The organism is Vibrio penaeicida (assembly GCF_019977755.1).
GTDB classification, from domain to species: domain Bacteria; phylum Pseudomonadota; class Gammaproteobacteria; order Enterobacterales; family Vibrionaceae; genus Vibrio; species Vibrio penaeicida.
The window spans coordinates 3886649-3903211 of record NZ_AP025144.1 but is presented as its reverse complement, the minus strand read 5'-3'; the positions used below and the strand labels follow the sequence as shown (position 1 = coordinate 3903211).

15 protein-coding genes are annotated in these 16563 nt (G+C 43.3%); 4 read left to right on the top strand and 11 right to left on the bottom strand.

Features of this window, described 5'->3' with window-relative positions; translation table 11 throughout:
• Positions 1 to 65 precede the first annotated feature (65 nt).
• Positions 66 to 779 carry a 3-deoxy-D-manno-octulosonic acid kinase gene (locus tag LDO37_RS17450; RefSeq protein WP_126608111.1) on the top strand — a complete coding sequence of 238 codons (714 nt, stop codon included), beginning with the start codon at positions 66 to 68 and terminating at the stop codon, positions 777 to 779.
• Positions 769 to 1746, top strand: a complete 978-nt coding sequence (locus LDO37_RS17445; RefSeq protein ID WP_126608110.1) for a glycosyltransferase family 2 protein — start codon at positions 769 to 771, stop codon at positions 1744 to 1746. The genes LDO37_RS17450 and LDO37_RS17445 overlap by 11 nt, the downstream gene beginning before the upstream one ends.
• 34 nt (positions 1747 to 1780) lie before the next feature.
• Here the strand turns inward: LDO37_RS17445 and LDO37_RS17440 are convergent, their stop codons facing one another.
• The 11 genes from LDO37_RS17440 to LDO37_RS17390 form a co-directional block, all read right to left on the bottom strand.
• A complete protein-coding gene (locus LDO37_RS17440; protein ID WP_126608109.1) occupies positions 1781 to 2602 on the bottom strand; it encodes a glycosyltransferase in 822 nt (273 codons plus the stop codon).
• The gene (locus LDO37_RS17435; RefSeq protein ID WP_126608108.1) at positions 2599 to 3834 is read right to left on the bottom strand and encodes an O-antigen ligase family protein; all 1236 of its coding nucleotides are present in this window, start codon (positions 3832 to 3834) and stop codon (positions 2599 to 2601) included. Before LDO37_RS17435 ends, LDO37_RS17440 begins: the two co-directional genes overlap by 4 nt.
• Positions 3835 to 3843: 9 nt before the next feature.
• Entirely contained in the window at positions 3844 to 4836 is a 993-nt protein-coding gene (locus tag LDO37_RS17430) for a glycosyltransferase family 4 protein (protein WP_224056039.1), read from the bottom strand.
• Positions 4837 to 4883: 47 nt separating this feature from the next.
• Positions 4884 to 6167, bottom strand: a complete 1284-nt coding sequence (waaA, locus tag LDO37_RS17425) for a lipid IV(A) 3-deoxy-D-manno-octulosonic acid transferase (protein ID WP_126608106.1) — start codon at positions 6165 to 6167, stop codon at positions 4884 to 4886.
• Positions 6164 to 7198: a lipopolysaccharide heptosyltransferase II gene (gene waaF, locus LDO37_RS17420; RefSeq protein ID WP_126608105.1), complete on the bottom strand. Its 1035-nt coding sequence runs from the start codon at positions 7196 to 7198 to the stop codon at positions 6164 to 6166. Before waaF ends, waaA begins: the two co-directional genes overlap by 4 nt.
• A 63-nt stretch (positions 7199 to 7261) precedes the next feature.
• Positions 7262 to 9025, bottom strand: a complete 1764-nt coding sequence (locus LDO37_RS17415) for a polysaccharide deacetylase family protein (RefSeq protein WP_126608104.1) — start codon at positions 9023 to 9025, stop codon at positions 7262 to 7264.
• Positions 9022 to 9963, bottom strand: a complete 942-nt coding sequence (gene rfaD, locus LDO37_RS17410; protein ID WP_126608119.1) for an ADP-glyceromanno-heptose 6-epimerase — start codon at positions 9961 to 9963, stop codon at positions 9022 to 9024. Before rfaD ends, LDO37_RS17415 begins: the two co-directional genes overlap by 4 nt.
• A 118-nt stretch (positions 9964 to 10081) precedes the next feature.
• Positions 10082 to 12304 carry a YjbH domain-containing protein gene (locus LDO37_RS17405; RefSeq protein ID WP_126608103.1) on the bottom strand — a complete coding sequence of 741 codons (2223 nt, stop codon included), beginning with the start codon at positions 12302 to 12304 and terminating at the stop codon, positions 10082 to 10084.
• The gene (locus LDO37_RS17400; protein WP_126608102.1) at positions 12301 to 13020 is read right to left on the bottom strand and encodes a capsule biosynthesis GfcC D2 domain-containing protein; all 720 of its coding nucleotides are present in this window, start codon (positions 13018 to 13020) and stop codon (positions 12301 to 12303) included. Before LDO37_RS17400 ends, LDO37_RS17405 begins: the two co-directional genes overlap by 4 nt.
• 7 nt (positions 13021 to 13027) lie before the next feature.
• Positions 13028 to 13699: a YjbF family lipoprotein gene (locus LDO37_RS17395; protein ID WP_126608101.1), complete on the bottom strand. Its 672-nt coding sequence runs from the start codon at positions 13697 to 13699 to the stop codon at positions 13028 to 13030.
• A gap of 67 nt (positions 13700 to 13766) precedes the next feature.
• Complete coding sequence (locus LDO37_RS17390) at positions 13767 to 14000, bottom strand: hypothetical protein (RefSeq protein WP_126608100.1); 234 nt, start codon at positions 13998 to 14000, stop codon at positions 13767 to 13769.
• Between the two features lie 204 nt (positions 14001 to 14204).
• Here LDO37_RS17390 and LDO37_RS17385 point away from each other — a divergent pair, with 204 nt between their 5' ends.
• Together LDO37_RS17385 and LDO37_RS17380 are read left to right on the top strand one after the other, a co-directional pair.
• Positions 14205 to 14825 carry a TetR/AcrR family transcriptional regulator gene (locus LDO37_RS17385; RefSeq protein WP_126608099.1) on the top strand — a complete coding sequence of 207 codons (621 nt, stop codon included), beginning with the start codon at positions 14205 to 14207 and terminating at the stop codon, positions 14823 to 14825.
• 424 nt (positions 14826 to 15249) lie between these two features.
• A complete protein-coding gene (locus tag LDO37_RS17380) occupies positions 15250 to 16563 on the top strand; it encodes a capsule assembly Wzi family protein (protein ID WP_126608098.1) in 1314 nt (437 codons plus the stop codon).

The window sequence follows — 16563 nt, the reverse complement described above, 5'->3', positions numbered from 1 at the left end:
AGGATTATGCAGTTAAGCTTTAAGAATGTAAAATCGACCCACGGTTTTCTCACCTTCTATAAATCATGATTAAGACCCACTGCAGCAAGAATCAAAAAATATGGTATGACAGCAATGTTATTCATCATGATTTAGATCGCTTGTTCGACATCGACTATTGGCAAAATCAAAACAAAGTAATTGGGCAAGCCAGTGGCAGAGGGACAACATGGTTTGTTGATTTGGGAGAAACACACGCTGCATTGCGACACTATCGGCGTGGTGGGCTATTTGGCAAACTCGTTAAAGATCAGTATGTGTTTACGGGGTTTGACAAAACCCGCAGCGCATTAGAGTTCTCATTGCTTGGCTTAATGCGTAAAAATGGACTTAATGTTCCTAAACCGATCGCAGCCAACGCTCAAAAAACAGGGCTGACTTATCGTGCTGACATCATCACCGAGAAGATTAAAAACGCCAGAGACTTGGTGGACATTTTAAAATCCGAGACATTAGAAGCACGGCACTATCAGCAAATTGGCCGAGAGATCCGTAAAATGCATGATCTTGGCATTAACCACACGGATTTGAATATCCATAATATTTTGATGGATGAGCAAGAAAAATTTTGGATCATCGACTTTGATAAATGCTTCCAGCAAAGTGGTGAGAGTTGGAAGCAAGGGAATTTGGAACGACTTAAAAGGTCATTTGAGAAAGAGGCTCAACGCAGCTTAGGTGAAGATATCATCGAGAGCATGGAGCCGATTATTGTAGGGTATCGAGAGCATGACAAATAAAAAAGAATTAAAAGTATCTGTATTGGTACCCGCTTACAATGCCGCAGACACTATCGAGCAATGCATAGCGTCAATTGCTGAAATTTCCTCTATAGACCTCGATTTGATTGTTACTGACGATGGCTCTAAAGATGCTACCGCGAGTCAGCTGCTGAAACTTCAACAACGTTATAATTTTCGTTTGGTGACTCAAGAAAATTCAGGGCAAGCCGCTTCCCGAAACAGAATGATGACCATGGCTGAGGGAGACTACATTTTATTTTGTGATGCGGATGACTATGTTGACGCAAAGAAAATAGAAGAGATGGTTAAGTACGCATATACACATCATTTGGATCTGTGTATGGGGACTAACTTTGAAGTAGACCCAAGAACCAAACAAGTGTACGTGGTCGAAAAAGAGAAGCGTTTAAAGGCGATCAGTGGACTTCCAGTGAGTTCGGGTCTTGAGTATTTACCCAAAGCGCGAGAGTACAAAGTTTACTCTGCGACGACCCCTTCCCATTTGTGGAGCCGACAATTTATTGAACAGTATCACTTAGCGTATTTGGAGGGTGTGAGGTACGAAGATGTAGACTTCACCTTTAAATCCTTACTTCATGCCGATCGGGTTTCGTTCTTGGATTCCCAGCATTATTTCTATGTTCAGCACGAAAACTCATCCATGCGAGCAGAAGGAGGCACACTTCGACCTGCGGATATTCGCAGTCATGCTGCTGTCGTCAATAATTTAATGGAAGAAATTTCGTCGCTGAAATCCAGTAATTCATCCACCCTGTCCGCATTTTTCAAATTGGTTTTTATGGACTACATGCAAACGGCACTTCGATCTACAGATTATGCCTTGGGCGACGATCGTAATGTTCAAAAGTTTCAATCGCTGGTAAAGGAAAGCGGTTTGACATTAGGTGAAAGAGTACGTATTTGGCGTAAGTTTGGCTTGAAGGTGTATGCAGCGTTAACTTAGAAGATTTCGATGCAAGGTTTCAGTCGGGCTAACGTTATTTTAGCCCGATTTTTGCTTGGTACTCTTTGTTGGATTTTCGGTCTAGCATTGTGTGGTAAAGGGCTTCTTCTTCCGGAATAAAGCGGTCACGTTTCTCGTGATACAAGTGGAATACCGTTGTTGCGTGCTTGACTGATTTCAATTCAAACCCAGCTGCACGAAAGCGCCACTCAATATCGGTATCGTCCCCTAGTGCGGTTTCTCCATAGGACTCGTCAAATCCATTGATGAAATACATGTCTTCTCTGAAACAGCTAAAATGGCAGCCGAGGAGGCTTGTGGAACGCTTTGATTTTGCAAAAAAGGTTTGGAAAATCCAACCATCCGGTTTGAAACAAAGTCCTGTCTCTGCGTGCCCTTCTTTGCCATCCCAGGCCACCTGAGGGTAATATCGAAGGTAGCGGTTAGCGAGTTCGGCAGTATCTAAGTTGCCTTGTCTAATTCGAGTGCTAAAACCAGGACCCAGATTGGTTCTTCGACCAGAAAGTATCGTGCCTCTTGTTGCCATTTTTGCGTGGCATTCAAAGAAATCAGGGGCGGGAATGCAATCGCCATCAGTGAAGATTAAGTAATCCCCAGTGGATGCTCTAATGGCGTTGTTGATTGAGCGCATTTTTCGGATACCCGAATCTTCCTGCGAACAATGCACAATATCAATGTGAGAAAATTTGGATACGAGCTCCGGAATGTCTTGGCTTATTGCATCCTCGGCAATCACGATTTCAAAATTATCGTACGTTTGTTTTGCCGCTTGCTCCAAAATAAGGTTGAGTGCTTGGTAATCTTTGTATACTGCGACAATCAAGCTGATTTTCATGCTTCTTTTTCTCGCATCATTTCAGAAAGTAACAATGATACTGCAAATGCCGTAGCGTACGTAGCGTAATCTTGAGCGATGGTATAAAACTGATAAATCACAAACAGCCCGACAAAATAGGCTATAACATATCGGCAAGCGAAAATATCTTGATTGGTACCTTTCATTGCTTTTGAAATCACAAATGCCCATGAGCCAAAAAAGAGTGTTGCATACAAAACTCCCGATTTAACAAAAACATCGAGGATTGAGTTGTGGAAATCAGAGCCGCCGAATACGCTGCCATCGGTTAGTAGGTGTTCTCTCTCCTCTGGCTGTAAAGCATCCACATAGCTCAAGTATTTTTCCTTGGCACTGTACATACCAGATCCCGCTATGAGTGTTATTGGGGAGTCTGAAACTTGATGTCCCATATACTCTAAGCCACCACGCCACATGGTTAAGCGAGCTAGACCACTGAGTTCAAGGTGAACAATGGATTTTGCGCGCTCAACATAGCGCTCCACTTTATCGGGGAAACTGATTGACGCAATGACGGCAACCAAAATAGCAAGAATAACTCCCGGTTTTATCAATGCTTTATGGAAACGGATTATGACGTAAAGCAGCATCGCTCCTCCGCCCAGCCAAGCCCCTCTGCTTCCGGATACGAGTAAACTCAATATAGCAATAATTATACAGCCCCATAGCAGTGACTTGATGGCGGTTCCTGTTTCTTTTTTATTCAGATAGATCAAAGACAAACCGATGCTAAGCAGCATACTGTTGGCGTGTCGCGAATGCCCTAAAAAACCAGTAGAGCGTGCGTAAACGTCAAAATTGGCAAGATAGGCATCGTACAAACTTTCGATTCCCGCAATTGTTGCTGCCAGGATAAATGCAATGCAGGCAAGATTTTTAAGTTGCTCATGCTTCAGAATCAAAATGAAGACAGGAATCAGCAACCAAAAGCTGTTCTTTTGCATGTAATAGGCAAAATCGAGCTCCGATGCGTGGAGTGCGTAGCTTTCTATCCCACCTATCGAATACGTCGCTATACAGAATAAGAAGGCAAACTTTTCGAGCTTTGTTAGTGTCTTAACATTGAATATCGCGTAACCGAAACCTCCCAGAGCCAGGAGTGCAGAGAAGATATTCATGCCAGCTTTTGAAGTTGGTAGGGAAAGCATCAATAGTGTCAAAACTACTGCTGTTAGGTAATAGTACGCTTTATTTAAATAGATTTTCTGCATGTGGTCTTTTTAAAGTAATGGTTGCCATTGGCGGATAGCACTTTCTTCACTGAAGTGTTTTGCAAGCACGTGAAAATTTGGGTTTACTTCTAAGCTTAAAGAACTTTCAAACGCAGCTTCAATCTTGAGCGCGAGATCTTGAATGTTACGATCTTCTGCAAGATAGAACGCTTGGCATCCTAGAGATGTAAACTCAGGGAAAACGGTGTTGTTATACGTAATGCAGGTCAATCCACATTGTAATGCTTCTAAAATCGTGTTTCCAAGACCTTCTCCGTGACTGGGAAACAGCAAAAATTTGTGTATTTTATAGTGGGTAAATGGGTCTTTGACAAAACCTTCGAACTGGATCTGCACAGATCCTTTTTTTGCAAGCTCGGTTAATTGGCTTTTTATATGTGGCTTAACTGCGCCAACAAAAGTAATACGCTTGTTTTCTCTTGGAATATTGGATTTTCCAAGAGCCTCTACAGCATCAAATACCCCTTTACCTTCTTCTACGCGGCCCACATGTATGAACTGATTTTGTTTTGGGCTAGCTTCTTGTGTATGACTTGAGTCAACAGGATTATAGATGGTTTTTACAGGCTTATCGTTAATTGGAAATATCGCTTTTACATTGTCATTAAGGTGGTCACTAATGGATACATAACTAGAGACACAACGATAAAACAGAGCATGAATCATGTCGGTTTTTGGTGATGACATCGTTGTTCCATGGCGTAATATGACTTTGCAGCCCAGTCCTTTAACGGCAAAGTAAATCGATTTTATTTCCGAAGTACCAAAAAAAACTAACGTGGATATTTTCTGCTGCTTTATTATCTGCCTTAGGCCGTTTATAAGCGCTATTCCTAATTTCGCTTTGAAATCTATACTGTAAGTCGGAAGCTCTTTTGATAGCGCGGCTTGTTCTAGGTAGGTGTTCTTCCTACAAATCAATATTGTATTTACGTTGTGGCGACGGAACATGCCGGCATGCTTGATCGCATCTAATTCCATTCCGCCTTGATAGTGCGAAAGGCAAACAATCGCGACATTTCTGTTTTTCATAGTGCACACGCGGTATTTTTGGTGATGGCTTTCAGTGAGAGGTTTAACGCTCCACGACTTTTTTCTATGAAAGCCATGGCATTAAGCCCGGCTTGTTGAGCTTCTTGCTCTGATGTTAAGAGTACTGTCAAGCTATCGACCAAGTCCGTCGAATCTTGAATAATCTTGGTGGCATTAAGCCTGTGGAGCTCTTTTGTTATTTCCAGAAAGTTGTAATAGCTTGGACCAATAATCGTGGGTTTTCCTAATGCAGCTGGCTCCAACAGATTATGTCCCCCCACTTTATTACCCAATAAGCTACCACCCATAAAGCACACATTTGCTGCTTGCATCAATATCAGCATTTCGCCCATGGTATCACCCAAGTACACTTGTTGATCGCTAAAATCATGGTTTGGTTGTGTTCTTCTTACGACCTTTAAGCCTTCTGCCGTACAAAGGTTAAACACGGCATCAAATCTTTCTGGGTGCCTCGGTACTAGTATTAGTAAGGCATCTGGTAGTTTCTCTAATAGCTTTTTATGTGTATCTATTATTTGCTCATCTTCACCTAAGTGTGTACTGGCCGCTATCCAGATGGGTCTTTCAATACCCATTTTGTCACGAAGAAGATTACCTTCTCTTACCGTGTTCTCTGTTACCTTGATGTCAAACTTGATTGAGCCAGTGACTTGAACTTTCTTATCGCTAACCCCAAGCTTTACGAAGTTATCTGCGTCTTTACTGTGTTGGCATAGCACTTGCGATATATGGTTTGCGATACCTGTAAATAAAGGCTGGATTTTTTTATACCCACGAAATGATTTATCTGACAGCCTTGCGTTCAGAACTGTAATGGGAATGCCTTTCTTTGATGTGACGTGAATGGTGTTTGGCCATAGTTCAGTTTCCACGATAATAAGCTGTGAAGGGTTAACTCTCTCTAAAAATCGTTGAACAGAAAAGGGAAAATCTACGGGGGCGTAACGGTGTGTGGCAAGGGTTGATAGCTTTGCTGCTTGTTCTGCACCCGTCGGGGTCGTGGTAGTGATCAATATTGGTGTATCGGGAACGTTTTTTTTTAATTCTTTTATAAAAGGAGTCACCGCAAGGACCTCACCCACTGATACAGCGTGTATCCATATCGGGCTCACTTCACTATCCAATTTAGGCGTCAATCCAAAATGTTCTCTCCAACGAGAACCGACAGATGGTTTGTTTTTGCGTTTCCGGAAAAGACCATAAAGTAATACTGGCGCGACTAATGTGAGTATGACGGTGTAAAAGGCTCTTGCGATCATGCTGAAGCCTTATTCGTTTCTAATGCGGATATCACGCGGCTAGGAGGTAACTCTGTTAAACACTTCATATGCCCATACGGGCAGGTCTTTTTGAAACATGGACGGCACTGAATGTCAGTGTGCAGCATGGTCAACTTGTCGGTTAACGGTGGCGTATACTTTGGTGAGCTTGAACCATAAATCGCAACAATATTGCAGCCGACTGCAGCTGAGACATGCATTAGACCAGAATCGTTGCAGACAACGGTATCACAGGCTGCGAGTAAGTCTACGGCTTCAATTAAGCTCGTTTGTCCGGCCAGATCATGGCAATACGCTTGAAGTGCTTCGGGTAAGGCGTTTCTAATCTTCTGAGTGACTTCTCTGTCTTTGGCAGATCCAAATAGCCAAACTTGTTTGCCTTGTTCTATAACAAATTGTGCAACTTTCGCGTAGTAAGCGTCGGGCCACCGCTTTGCAGGACCGTACTCGGCACCAGGGCAAAGGCCAATAGCGATTCTTTCATCGGACAGGTTTAATCTAAGTAAGGCACTTCGCTGAGAGTCTGAATCTATCGTAAGTTTTGGTGTTGGGCACTGTGGCAAGACAACCGAATCGAGCATGGTATTTTTGCTGTGGGCGAGTGCGACATACCGCTCGACCATATATTGGAAAACTTTTCGATCAGGACGTAAATCGTTAAGCAATCCATATCGCATTTCACCTTTCCAGCCAGTACGGTTCGGTATGCCCGCAAACCAAGGGATCAGTGCAGACTTCGCCGAATTAGGGAGGATGAAAGAGTGCGTATAGCCTTCTTTGGCTAGAGATTTACCTATTTTGCGTCGACCGAATAAATTAAACTCCCCGTGTCCCATAGGCATTTCTATGGCTCGGGATATCTCAGGCATACGTTCTAGGATGGGTTTACACCAGGCTGGAGCAAGTACGTCAATCGTGGCTTCCGGGTGCTGGATCTTCAATTCTGTGTACAGGCTTTGCGACATCACCATGTCGCCTACCCATGAAGGTCCAATAACCAAAATCTTCATATTGTTGCTCACCGATTTTTCTTCTAGTGCGATAGGATATCATCATTGAATCTTATCGCGAGATCATTTCTTACGGAAAGTATAGCGTCCAGATACCTTGCGCCATAACCCTAAGACATCCGTTCGCGGGAAGATAGCGATGCGACGAATTTGGGTTAAATTTTTATGGAATTCAACCGGACCACTGTTGGTGGCAACGGCGTATTGATAACCCACTTCTAACGCGATGTCTTTTGTTTTTTGGTTGTGATCACCATAAGGGTAAGCAAAAGAGGTGAGAGGTTTGCCTATGATTGACTCCAGCTGAATCTTGTTTTCTAAGATTTCATGTCGCTGCTCTTCAACGGAAAGTTGACTCAATTTGGGGTGCGTTAATGTGTGACCACCAATTTCAATGAACCCAGAATCTGCCATTGCCTTGATTTCGTCTTTGGTCATTAACTTGAACGGCTTATCTGGATTTTCGTCTGCCTCTACATCCCAGCGATTGAAGGATTCTCCAGTAACCACATAGACGACGGCCTTGAATCCATATTTTTTCAAAAGTGGCAGCATTAGGTGGTAATTGTCTGAAAATCCATCATCGACAGTGATCATAACGTACCGTTTACCCGGAGCCAGTCTATCAATGGTTCGTCCCTTTGAGAGTTCCTCGAAGGTGAGGCTTTCGAAGCCCTTTCTTTTTAGCAGCTTCAGATGTTTCTCAAACATTTGGATATCAAGATACGGGCCACGCGTGCCTTTTTCTTCTTCGCTTTGAATAAAGCGATGGTACATGAGAACAGGCATCTCACTTTGGCGTGCCTGAACGTACGTTGTTTGGTACTCGTCTTCCAACTGGTCAACAACACGCTGAAGATCGTAGTTGGCTAAGATCGTTTCTTTTACGGCGACGTCACAATGAGTCTGGTTGATACCGAGCTTTATTTGATCGATCAGTGCCGGAAAGTCAATGTCCAAAACCTTTGGTCCAATATCACCAAAGTTAGTGGCCATAGCGTGGGGTAGGTTATCGCTTGTAACCAGACCAATTGAGATGGCCTCTCCAACGGCAAGGGTTGGTCGCCCACATAGCAACGATTCCATCGCGACTCTGCCAGCACCAATCACTAAGTCAGACTCTTTTAGCATCTTTGGTACGTTATTGGTGTAACCCGTAAAATTCACTTTATCTTTGAATGAGTCAAAGCGTTCGTCTGGCTCGGAACCAGAAACCACTCTAATGTCGTAAAGGTTGGAATCCAAACACTCAGATAGTAGTCGGTAACACAAATCACCTTTAGGTCCTGTCAACCGACCAATAACCGAGATGACAGGTTTGGTATTGGAGGGAGTGCTCTGCCAGGTAAAGTCGTCTGTTTCTATCCCATTGCGAGCGACCGTCAGCATGTCTTCCGGTACACCCAATTCTTCAATCAATTGCTTTTCAATCGCTTCGCATACAGGAAGGGCTTTGTTACCCATGGCATGAAAGCGTTTTCTTGAAGCGTGAACGGGCTGCCTACCGTGTACTGTTGTAATCATCGGTGTGTTAGTCAACTTACAGGCAATATGACAGCTCCAGCTGGAGGCTCTTGAATGCGCGTGTACTAACTGAATCTTGTATTTTCGAATGAGAAAGCAAAGGTATCCAACATGCCAGAAACGGCGTAATACACTGCGCTTATTAAAGCGCAGTTTAAAAAATTCACCAACATGTGGTTTGGTAAGAGTATCGGAGACATAAAATACGTTATGCCCCCTTTTTGATAGCTCGTTTCCTACGGTAGTCGCATAGACTTCGGCACCCGTCACCTCCAATTGTGACAGTGCCATTAGGATATTCATGCGTTTACAATTGTCATATATTCAGCGACACCTTCTGCCACCGTTTTAAACTCATGATCGCAGCCTGCAGCGCGAAGATTAGACATGTCCGCTTGAGTGTATTCTTGGTAGGCGCCTTTCAAATGCTCAGGGAACGGAATTGTTTCAATTTCTCCTTTACCATGGAAAGCGATTACGGCTTTCGCCACCTCTTCAAAGGATTCTGCATTGCCTGTACCAAGGTTGAAAATGCCGGATACCCCATTTTCTAAGAACCAAAGATTGACCGCTGCAACATCGCCAACATAAACAAAATCACGAATGAATTGCTCACTGCCTTCAAATAACTTTGGGTTTTCGCCTGCATTCATTTGATTATTTAGGTGGAAAGCAACGGACGCCATTGAGCCTTTGTGATCTTCACGAGGACCGTACACATTGAAATAGCGGAAGCCCGTGACTTGAGGCAGTGTTTCACCGTGTGCGGTCGCATCTTCCCAAATTTTGCGAACGTAATTGTCGAATTGTTGTTTGGAGTAACCGTATACATTAAGGGCGCCTTCGTATTCTTTTTTTTCTTTGAAAACCGTAGTTTCACCGTAAGTCGCAGCAGAAGAGGCATATAAGAAGGGGATTTCGCGTTCTAAGCAGTAGTGAAGTAACTCTTTGGAATACTCATAGTTGTTGAGCATCATGTATTTGCCATCCCACTCGGTGGTGGCTGAGCAAGCACCTTCATGAAATACCGCGTCAATGGGACCAAAGTTTTCGCCCGACATGATTTGAACTAAAAAGTCATCACGATCCATGTAATCAGCGATATCAAGGTCAACGAGGTTTTTGAACTTTTTGCCGTTTTTTAAGTTATCTACAACTAGGATGTCGTTGATGCCTTGTTCGTTTAGGGCTTTGATAATGTTGCTGCCAATCATGCCAGCGCCGCCAGTTACAATGATCATGTTTTCACCAAGCTTTAAATTGAGTTGTTGCGAGTGTACCAAATAAGGCGCTAAAAAATACAGAGGCATAGCGCCTCTGTATTGTATTTTGTTCTTATTGATTTATACCTACGTTCCTCTATGGCTGAGGAACCGTGTTCTTTCTTGTAAACCAAGGCGAGGCTGAATCTGTTAGGCTAAACAAGTCGTGCTCCTTATTGAGCTTCTGACCGCCGTCTCGAGTTAGAGGTTGCCAATCAAATTTCGCTCTGTTTCGGCTTGGTTTTACTGTCATAACGTCGAATGGAATCGAGATGTAAAACCCTTTGGTAAAGCTGCCTTCGCCAAAATCTTCAGCGGATAAATTGCTCAAGCTGGCATAAGCACCCACTATCACCCCACTTTTGAATTGCTTAGAGAAATCCCCACGAACACCTGCATCCTGAGCGAGGTACTGACCAACATCAACCTTGAACAGAGTGTCATCCAGCCACGACCATTTTGGCATATAGTAACCCGAAACGAAGCCGGTATAGCCTTTGTCTAACACTTTGAATGAGCGACCATCTGCAGCACTGTATTGAGTTTCTTGCTGGTATACACCAAACCAGCTATCGGGATCGCGCTGCGCAACAAGGTTGATGTCTGCGCCAATAGCCCAGTTTTTTCCTCTTGGGCGATAAAGCCATTCCGTTCCCACACCAGCAAACATACTTTCTAGGTAACCTGCGTAAGTTTGTTGATAAATGCTGTCGCCGAAATTATCAAACCAAGTCAGTTGAAGCGTGTCCATTCTGACTGGGTTGTCGTGGAAATACATCCGGCCCAATGATCGAACTCTAGGGGGAACCGTTGTGCCATCTGGTGGCACGATAAAGTTCAGTTCAGGGTAATTGTCGTATAAATTGACTTGGATTGAGCTCGATGCTTGAAGCTGGTTTGTTAACCAATAACTGGCTTCACCACGAACACCGATATTGAAAATATAAAACTCTTCGGGCTCTGCTATCGATTGACGTAGCGTTGGTGAAACTCCGTAATATAAGCGATCGGCGCCATCATGCATTTGTCTTCCACGGACTTTAGTATCTGTACTGACGCTTGAAGCATCAGAAATGTGTGGATTGATGTAGCTGACATTAGCAACGCGATCATATTTTTTTGCATCAATGTCGGTAGCTTCGGTTACGATGTGCTGTTGCGTATTGATCACTTTGTACGTATTGATGGATTTAGGCAGTTGATTGCGCAAAACGGCAGCCGCACGCTCGTGGGCGATCTCTGAGTCTCGATATTTAACTTGCTCACCAGAGATAATCACAGTCGTGTCATCCACATGAACCTTAACACCCTCATAGCCTGCGACCAGCGCAAGTTGTTTTTCGAGTGATTGCCAATCTACGTCATTGACATTTTCTGGCTGCTCATTGCTCGGGCGAGGTATGGGTTCGTCACGCCACTGGGATGCCAATTCATTGTAGTTAGTGCGAAGGCTGAAACCTGCAGAAACGGTGTCTCCCCTTTCATAGCTTAAGCGGAGATCAATATTTCGGTGCGCGCGATAAATTAAGCCAACATTTATGGGCGTGTGCTGAGTCATATCGACTTCGTAGAAATCCCCTGGTCGAAATCTTGTCGGGAAATCTTCAGAGTAATCATTGGTATCGTATTCCACTTTTAAGCGAAGTGGCTGATAGGGTGTTTGATATTCGACGCCACCATAGATGGCTGCTGGTCCTTTGAACCAGCGATGGTAATCCACTTCGCCGCCAGTGCCGCCAAAATCTTTTGGTCGCTCACAGAATTTGTCGTTGGCTTTGCAAAATGGATTGGTCACGTTGCCGTGCATGCCCATATAGCCCCAACCCATACCTAATGTGAAGTCGAATACACCGTAATCATTGGTGTAGACCTTTTTGGATGCTGCGATGAACTCGCCATCAAACAAGCCAGTCCCGCCAAAGTCTCGGACACCCGCTGCTACTTCCGGTAACCAACGGCTTTCTTCCAATAAACGGAATTTAAAATCGATGCCTTTATCCAGATAAGGGCTGTCCCCACTGAACTCTTGGGCACCCATCCGCTTGTTTGGCACGATCGCATAGCGAATGGTCGCTTCGAACCATGGAAAAAGAGCGATTGATGCATTGTACATACGATATTCATGGTTGATGTTTGCGCTTAAATTGAATTCCCCTTCTGGTGCCATTCTCCCGGTTGGCATCTTGATGAGACCAACACCGCCAAAGTCCATTTGGGATGGCGTGTAAGAGGCAGGTTGGAATACAGTGTCTGTAGATTCTGCGTTAGCGTAAAACGCAGCGAATAGAGAAAGGGTTAGCATTGATTGGCGAAACATCATTTATCCACCGCGTATCTAAGAAGTTGAGCTATGTCTTTGTTTGTTTCCGGAGTATCTCTGGAACCAATGAATATCTTTGAGCTTGGGCTTATGTAATAGCGCTCTGGCTGCCAATAACCTAGCTTTGCATGGATGAGGTCACCATTGGCATGAATAATATAGGTTTGATCTAAATCGCCAAATTCAGATAGCTCAAGACCATTCAAATAAGCCGTGAGGTCTCGACTATCTAATAATGGGGTATGAGTTGGATTTTTAACGTGCCCTAGAATACGAACTTGATTCTTTTGTGGGGAGATATAAAAATCATAGCGCCCAGACAGTAAGGGGTTTAGTTCAGGTTTTAGCCGAACGAGATCATTATCTAGGCTTACCCATTCACGACCAACGAAATGCATCGTTTTTAGTTGATTAAGAAGGTGTAGGCTTTGTTCAGAGTTCTCACGAGTTAGGCGTTTAAATATTGAATGTTTAAAGCTGTCAACTTTGGCTTGCTGCTTAGCACTCGCTAATACACCACCTTCAAAAAACAACGCTTCTTTATTTTGTGCTTGTGTGTCTGCTATGACCTGGGATAGCTGACTTGGCAACATATAGTTTAGATTTAATTTTTGGTTGGGAAGATGGACGGTCAGTTGATGTGATGACGCTAAGGTACTAAATACCAGTGTACAGGCAAGCAAGGTATTTAGTAGTGAGGTAAGTAAAGTTCTCATAATAAGGTTACCTTGCTGGCGCAAATGTTTTCAATATGGTCATTTCGAATTTATTCATATTTGGACCGATATACTGAATCGATTTCATTGTTTCACCTGCATCGGTAATCCAGTAACTATTGGTAAAGGCTTTATTTAGCTCACCAAAATTGACGTGTTCATCAATTTTATTGGTTTCCAGCGTCCATTGGTTTGTGCTTATCGCTTCTCGTTTTATGAACGTTGAATTTACCGATGCACTAAATTGGTAGCGATTATCAGGGGACCAATCATAAACAGCATTCCATTGGCTATCTGTGATGATGCCCGTTGAGATACCTTTACCCGCAATATTGATGAGATTGCTGCCGTCAAATCCCAATGTTTTTACGATTCGACCTTGCTCCGTTGCTATCATCGATCCATCTGCAGACACCCATTTTAGTCGAGTATTGCCTGTTGTCGGATTTAAGTCAGCAAATGCTAACACCATGAATACTTGGCGACCGTCATTGATGCGTAAATAGGTACTGGCGTACGGGAGGCTGGAAATTTCTTCTTGGCTAAGTGTGACATCATCAGAAGCTGAAAAGGCTTCGGATAAGCTGCTGCCCACATCATTCATCTTTTGAGTGCAGCCTAGTAAGAGAGAAACCACAGAAAAGTAAATCAATGTACGCAATGAAAAATTTGAAAGCACAGTCGTATGATCCTACAGATAAAAAATCGCCCTGAACCAGTCAGGGCGATTGCATAGCGATATCAGATTACTGAGATACAGACGTAGACGTTGTACCAGAATCTGCTACAGCAACTGCAACGATTGCTGCAGCAGCAACGCCACCAACGATTGCAGTGGTAGTACCTACTGCAGCACCAGTAGCGCCAGCGCCACCTGCAGCACCGCCACCTGAAGCAGCTGTTGAACCAGTTTCACCAGCGGCGAAAGCGTTACCTGCAGCACCTAGTGCAACCAGCATTGCTAGAGCGATATGTTTCATTATTTATCCTTACTTATTTACATCGATGTAATGAGGTGATGAAATTCTCCTCAAGGCTATTCTAGTGTACACACTTGGATAAAGTAAATAATCAGTATGCAGATCAGACCATATTTAACGAAGAAAATTGAAATTCATTGTTTAATGTATGGTCTCATTGTGCACTAATCATTAAGCCATTGAATAATCTATTCGGAGTATAGTGTGAAGACAAAAGTGAAAATAGTTCTAGGTGCTCTAGATCTGTTTAATGAGCATGGCGAGCGGAATGTGACTACTAACCACATCGCAGAACACCTCTCCATGAGCCCTGGTAATCTCTATTACCACTTTCGTAACAAAGAGGAAATTGTTCGAGGTATTTTTAAGCTCTACGAGGAAGAATTGCTTCGCCAGTTTTCACCAAGTATTGATTCGAAAGATGCTGTGAGCCTGTTTGAGCATTACATGAACAGTATTTTTGCCTTAATGTGGAGGTTTCGTTTTTTTTACTCCAATCTTCCTGACATTCTCGCTCGAGACCCAAAATTACATCGCGATTATTTGTCTGTGCAAGAGCAGTTGCGTGCGAATTTGCTTGTGATATGCGAGTCCTTCCAATCGTTAAATTTGATCAGTATTGATGAGACGGAAAAGAGCGATCTGCTCACGACTATTCATTTCATTGCGACAAACTGGTTTAGCTATCAAAGTGCCATAACCGCACATGAAAAAGTCACAGAACAAGATGTCGCCAACGGGATAAGGCAAATGGTGAGTGTGATGAAGCCTCATGCTACGGTGGCAGGTAAAGACATTTTAAATCAATTCGTTAGGTGCTTATAAATAAGCCGAATTTATTAGATGAACATGAGTAATGGACGCTCTTTTTACAACATTCCGTTTAAGGGTTTAATGCAATATGTCTAATGCTGATTTATGGGGATGTTATTTCGTATCTAATTACTAAACAGTAAGTTACATTTTATTACCAATGATATTCCATGTAGAACTATAGCTCGCTGCTGGGCTTTGTTGTCATTTCCTAAATATATGACGCTTTTTTATCAGTTTACAGAGCTACTTCGTTGAGATTTGATTCTCGTTGTGGATAATGGTGTCGCAATAATAGGGCTTGACTGAAAAACAACAACATTAGCCCTAATTAAACACTCATTCGATAGATGAAAACGCAATGTGGCTATGCGTGTGCTAATGGGCGGTAGCGTGCTTAAACACCAAGCTTTGTTGCGTTAGGACAATCATTCCCGTGAATAAAACTCAGCTCAACTCTTTGTTTACCCCCTTTAAGCCAATTGGTTATTTAGTGGTATTTTTACCACTGAGCATGACTTCATTTTCTTCCTACGCTTCTCCTTGGCTTGAAGCCAAAGATCCCTTTTTACGTTCTGATGTAACGCTCCTTTCTGATGCTGGTTTGTTGCAGTCTTCAGTCAATCATTATCCTTTACGATGGGCTTCTATTGGCGATGATTTAGATAAATCGCATTATGACAATGAAAGTCTTGCCCGAGCCAATGCACATGTGAGTTATGCTTTAAATTCAGCCAAATATTCAAGAGGCAACCGTTCGGCAAAAGTTGTGATCGGAAACGAACCTTCTCCTTATGTTGGTTTTGGGCAATTTAATCAAGATGAATGGGGTGCTTACGCATCGTATGAAGCATTGGAGAATAGCTTCGCTTTTCGAGTTTCAACAGGTTACGCAAAGCAAAATGGCGATGATCAGTTTGTTTGGGATGATAGCTACTTGTCTCTCAATGCTGGAGCTTGGTTGTTCTCTATTGGTAAGTTAGATAAATGGTGGGGGCAAGGTTGGCAACACAATCTTGTACTGGGCAGTTCTAGCTCATCAACGGCGGATCTGAGTGCGGGTTATATCGGTAAAAATGCCTTTTTAGGTGGTTGGAGTGCAGAAGCGATTGTGGGCTTTGCTGATGATGCAAGTTTTGAACGGTTCAGTGCTTCACGGTTTACCTCCAAGCCTTTGGATTGGTTGGATCTAGGTGTTACTTATCAAACTTGGTTTGACGGAACAAAGATTAATAATGGGGATAAGCAGCTTGCTGTCGATGCGAAAGCTTCTTTGTCATCATTTGAGCATTTATACCATTCTATTTATGCAGAAATTGCTTCAACCCATGATGTTGCTGAAGCTGGTGCTTATCTTTACGGTTGGACAGGTCAAATTGACGCATTCGACCAGACATGGCGCTTAGTTCTAGAAAGGCAGGAGTCTACAGCAGCTAAAGAGAGCGAGAATGCCCAAGGGTGGACTAATGGTATGTACCCTTCAGCTCACGATGGCATATCTCGCAATACGTATTTGCTAGACAAAAGTACATCCGCCTCTCTCTATCTTCAAATGGAAAATGACCATAAGCTTAGCGTTGTATTACAGGACTCGTATCAAGATCAAAATCGATACAAAAATACCAATGTCACTTATCAATTTCCTGCAGTCGCGGGAATGGTACATGCTGGTTTTGGTTACAGCCAACAGACTGGGGATAAGACAGAAAACTCAACGTCTGTCTGGACCGGGTACGAGTTTCGATTCTGA